Here is a 4,129-nt window from a genome sequence, read left to right as displayed (position 1 = left end):
GTGCTCCAACTGGTGCGCGCCTGGTCGCGGCCGGACTTCGTCCTGGACCGGCGAGACGGCGGACGGGCCTTCGCGCGCAAGGTCATGCGCGATGTCATCGCGGACGCGGTGCGCGGCAGGGACCGTGATCTCTCGTCCCCGGTGCGCGAGTTCCCCGAGGTGCCGGTCGAAGCGGACGAGGGCGAGCACACGCGGGAGGTCCGCCTCAAGGCCATCGACCGTTTCCTCGCCGAGAAGTTGACGGAGCGGCTGTACCCGGTCGGCAGGCTCGCGATCGTCGAGGGCCTCAGCCAGGCGGAGATCGCGCGTTGCCTCAAGATCGACCGGCATACGGTGGGCCGCCGGTTCAAGGACGTGTGCAAGGCCCTGGAGCCCTACAAGGAAACGATCTACGACGAGGTACTGGGCGACGTGACGAGCTAGTGCCGCTACTCGGACTCACGGGAGGGGGCCCACCAGTCGCCTCCCGTGAGCCCAGGTTGGGTCCTAGCGACCCGGAAAACGACAAGGGCCACACACGCACCTCGGGAGGGAACACGCGGGATGTATCCAACATTCGAAGTACTCCGCCAGGCGGCGGAGGCATGCCGGGCACCAACTCGGCAGCCACCGGAGGAGATTGATCCGGTGAGCTGGGAGGCGCTGCTGGATCGCGTCGAGGATCAGCTGGAGGAGGACGACCGAGACGTTCGCACCGCCTCGGCCGGCTCGCTCTCGCTTCACATCTGCTGAACGACGTTGAGGGGAACCAGCGGTCGGGGAATGCGCGGGGGGTTCGAGGCCAGGTCCGCACGGGGGAGGGACCCGGGCTGGGACAAGTAGCGCCACGACAGCTGGACACCAGGCCCGGCGTGCTACCTCTTCTTGGGAGAGAGGGCAGCACGCCGGGCAAGCGGCAGGCGTTTATGCTGCCCGGATGATCAAGCCGACCGAGCCGATCAAGCTCGTCATATTCGACTGCGACGGCGTACTGGTCGACAGCGAGCGCATCGCCGCCCGTCTCCAGATCGCCCTCGGCGCCGAACTGGGCTGGCCGTTGAGCGAGGACGAGGTCGTCGGCCGGTTCATCGGCCGCTCGCACGCCGCGATCCGCGAACAGGTCGCCGACCGGCTGGGCGCGGAGACCGCCGCCATCTGGGCGGAGCGTTTCGAAGAGCTGCACCGCGAGGCCGTCGACACCGAACTCGCGCCCGTAGAAGGGCTGGTGGAGGACCTCGACACGATCACGCTGCCGACGTGCGTGGCCTCCAGCGGGTCCCATGGCAAGATGCGGCACACCCTGGGCCGTACCGGACTGTACGACCGTTTCGCGGGCCGCATCTACAGCGCCACCGAGGTCGCCCGCGGCAAGCCCGCGCCGGACTTGTTCCTCCACGCCGCCCGGAGCATGGGCGTCGAGCCGGCCGCCTGTGTGGTGGTCGAGGACAGCGGGCCTGGTGTGCGGGCCGCGCGCGCCGCGGGGATGCGTGCGTTCGGGTACGCCGGGGGACTGACGCCCGCCGAGCGGCTCGCGGGGCCCGGCACCGTCGTCTTCCATGACATGCGCAAGCTGCCCGCACTCATTACCGGGCAGTAACATGTTGCACTGTCAGTGCCATGCGCTTCACTGTCCGTCATGGAGCTCACGCAAGCGACCGTGAACGACCTGCTGGACCGGCTCGGCCCGGTCGCCGGCCACCTGTACCTGCCCGGCGACCTGGACCCGCAGACCCCGACCGACCTGCTCGACGGCAAGTACGGCGCCCCGCGCACCCTCGTCCTCGACGGCTTCACCGATCCGACGGCCGACGTGGGCTCGTCGAGCGCTCATACGGCCGTACGGTCGTACGGCCGTCACCGGTCAGGCCCCAGCCGTGCTGGATCAGCTCCTCGCGCATGTGCTCGGCGAAGAAGGGGGCCGTCACGGCCCGGCCGGTGATAAGGGGCCTCGCGATTGAAACCGCGGGCCTCCACAGGCGCGCCCGCGAGGAACGCCTCAAGGGCACGGGCCAGTTCCTCGGCGTCCCCGTCTGGTGGATCAGCACGTCCCGCACCGTCCACGCCTCGCACCAGGTGCCGTCGTCGGGCCGCCTCGCCTGCACGGCGCGGGCGAAGGGAGCGAGTTCCGGCAGGATCGGTCTCGGCGACCTTGGTGGGGACCATGCGGCCATGGGCAACCGGGGCGGGGGGTCGGCCAAACCGGCCGGGGGACTCAGCTTGTGCCCGGGTCGGCGACCAGGTCAGTGAGGCGGTGCAGCAGCGTGACCAGCAGGGCGCGCTCGGCCGGGGTGAATGCCTCGTAGGCGCGGGCCTGGCGCTCGCGCAGGTGGCCCCGGAGCACGGCGAGCCGCTCGGCGCCGTCGTCGGTGAGGCTGACCAGGACACGCCGTTCGTCCTCGGGGGAGCGGCGGCGTACGACCATCCCCTTCGTCTCCAGCTGCTGGAGCATCCGCGTCGCGGTCGGGACGCTGACGTCGGCGCTGCTCGCCAGCCGGCCCACGGGCAGGTCCGGCTCCGTGGCCAGCGGTTCGAGGAGGGCGACCTGGGGGAGGGAGAGGCCGCCGTAATGCTCCGCGCTGGTCGTACGGGCCCGGCGCATCGCGAAGAAGAGGGCGTCGGCGGCCTGGGAGATCTCCTCCGCGCCGATGTCGCCGTGCGCCGGCGACTGGTCAGGCGCCGATGTCTGGTCATGCGCCACCGACTGGTCAGGCGCTGCCGACCGGGCGTGATCTGCCGCCCGCCGATCCGGATCCGCGGTCTTCCGAGATCGCCGATCCGGATCCGCGGTCTTCCGAGATCGCCGATCCGGATCCGCGGTCTTCCGGCCCCGGTTCGGGGGCTTCTGGCCTTGATTCGCCGCCCCCCGGCCCTGGTCCGCGGCCCGCTGGTCTTGGTCCGCCGCCGGCTGGGCGTCTGCGGCTGTCTGCGGGCGGTCGTCCGCGGACGACTCGTCGGCGGCGCGAAGGCTGTTGCGTCTGTCGCTCATGGGTGCTACTTTAGCAAAGCAATCGTTAGCAAGCTAAATATTAGGAGGGCAAGAGACGATGGCTGCTTCTCGACGCATCGATGTTCACCAGCACCTCATCCCGGGGGCCTATCGGGAGGTGATGGAGCGGCATGGCGCCACGGCCGCGGGCTGGCCGACGCCCGCATGGGACGCGCAGAGCGCGATCGCGATGATGGACCGCCGCTCGATCGCCACCGGAGTCCTCTCGGTCAGCTCACCGGGCACTCATTTCGGCGATGACGCGGAGGCCCGCGCGGTGGCCCGGAGTGTCAATGAGTACGGCGCGGAGCTGGTCAAGGACCGCCCCGACCGCTTCGGACTCTTCGCGAGCCTGCCCCTGCCGGACGTGGACGGCGCAATCGCCGAGGCCGCGTACGCGCTGGACGAACTGCATGCCGATGGTGTGGTGCTGATGTCCAACGCCCATGGCCGCTATCTCGGCGACAAGGAGTTCGCCCCGCTCTGGGAAGAGCTGGACGCCCGCGGCGCCGTGGTGTTCATCCACCCCACCGGCTCGGCCCTGCCCATGCTCGACGGCCTGCCCGGCCCCGTGGTCGACTTCCCCTTCGACACCACCCGCACCGCGCTGCACATGACGGTCAACGGAGTGATGGGCCGGCACACCCGGATGAAGGTGATCCTCTCCCACGCGGGCGGCTTCCTGCCCTACGCGGCCTGGCGGTTCACCCTCGGCGCCCAGTTCAACCCCGGCACCACGCCCGAGAGCATCCTGACCGATCTGCGGCGCTTCTACTTCGACACCGCCCTCTCCGCCAGCCCCTCCGCCCTGCCCTCCCTGCTCGCCTTCGCGGCTCCGGGCCACGTCCTCTACGGCAGCGACTCGCCCTTCGCCGCGGAGGAACACGGCAGGCTCTTCGACGCGATGCTCGACGGCTACGACGGTTACGAGCCGGGAGGGCTCGATGCCATCAACCGGGGCAGCGCGGAGGCCCTCTTCCCGAGACTCAGAGCGGCCTGATCGGTCGCCCTCGGGTGAGGAAGCGGCGGTGGTACGGCCCCTGCCGCGCGCCCCGTCTCAGCCCGGGTCGGTGGGTCTGTGCGGGGGCGGCGCCGGTCGGTATGTCGAGCGGGAGTGGTGGCGTTCCTCGGGGCCGGGGCCGCCCCCGCACAGACCCACCGACC

The 4,129-nt window shown here is 70.6% G+C and carries 5 protein-coding genes; 4 read left to right on the top strand and 1 reads right to left on the bottom strand.

Annotation, left to right across the window (positions count from 1 at the left end):
* From CCN72_RS39385 to CCN72_RS40125, 3 genes are all read left to right on the top strand, one after another.
* Positions 1-423 (top strand): sigma-70 family RNA polymerase sigma factor (locus tag CCN72_RS39385; RefSeq protein WP_167408749.1); only part of this gene is annotated, 423 nt, incomplete at its 5' end.
* A 493-nt stretch (positions 424-916) separates the two neighbouring features.
* Positions 917-1,576 (top strand): HAD family hydrolase, encoded by a 660-nt coding sequence (locus CCN72_RS35910; protein WP_086812554.1) that lies wholly within the window; start codon positions 917-919, stop codon positions 1,574-1,576.
* A gap of 39 nt (positions 1,577-1,615) precedes the next feature.
* A complete protein-coding gene (locus tag CCN72_RS40125) occupies positions 1,616-1,918 on the top strand; it encodes a hypothetical protein (protein ID WP_202441739.1) in 303 nt (100 codons plus the stop codon).
* 273 nt (positions 1,919-2,191) lie between these two features.
* On the opposite strand, the gene CCN72_RS35900 is transcribed toward CCN72_RS40125, so the two are convergent.
* Complete coding sequence (locus CCN72_RS35900; RefSeq protein WP_244174651.1) at positions 2,192-2,677, bottom strand: MarR family winged helix-turn-helix transcriptional regulator; 486 nt, start codon at positions 2,675-2,677, stop codon at positions 2,192-2,194.
* Between the two features lie 346 nt (positions 2,678-3,023).
* Here CCN72_RS35900 and CCN72_RS35895 point away from each other — a divergent pair, with 346 nt between their 5' ends.
* On the top strand, positions 3,024-3,965 hold the full coding sequence (locus tag CCN72_RS35895) for an amidohydrolase family protein (protein WP_086812552.1): 942 nt from the start codon (positions 3,024-3,026) through the stop codon (positions 3,963-3,965).
* Positions 3,966-4,129: the final 164 nt, after the last annotated feature.

Source organism: Streptomyces murinus (genome assembly GCF_002154555.1).
In the GTDB taxonomy this organism is placed as follows: Bacteria; Actinomycetota; Actinomycetes; order Streptomycetales; family Streptomycetaceae; genus Streptomyces; species Streptomyces murinus.
This window is presented reverse-complemented; position numbering and strand designations above follow the sequence as displayed.

What these genes read in the sequence shown, in the direction of transcription:
- CCN72_RS35895 (WP_086812552.1), top strand. Translation starts at nt 3,024, where the DNA reads ATGGCTGCTTCTCGACGCATCGATGTTCACCAGCACCTCATCCCGGGG.
- CCN72_RS35910 (WP_086812554.1), top strand. Translation starts at nt 917, where the DNA reads ATGATCAAGCCGACCGAGCCGATCAAGCTCGTCATATTCGACTGCGAC.
- CCN72_RS40125 (WP_202441739.1), top strand. Translation starts at nt 1,616, where the DNA reads ATGGAGCTCACGCAAGCGACCGTGAACGACCTGCTGGACCGGCTCGGC.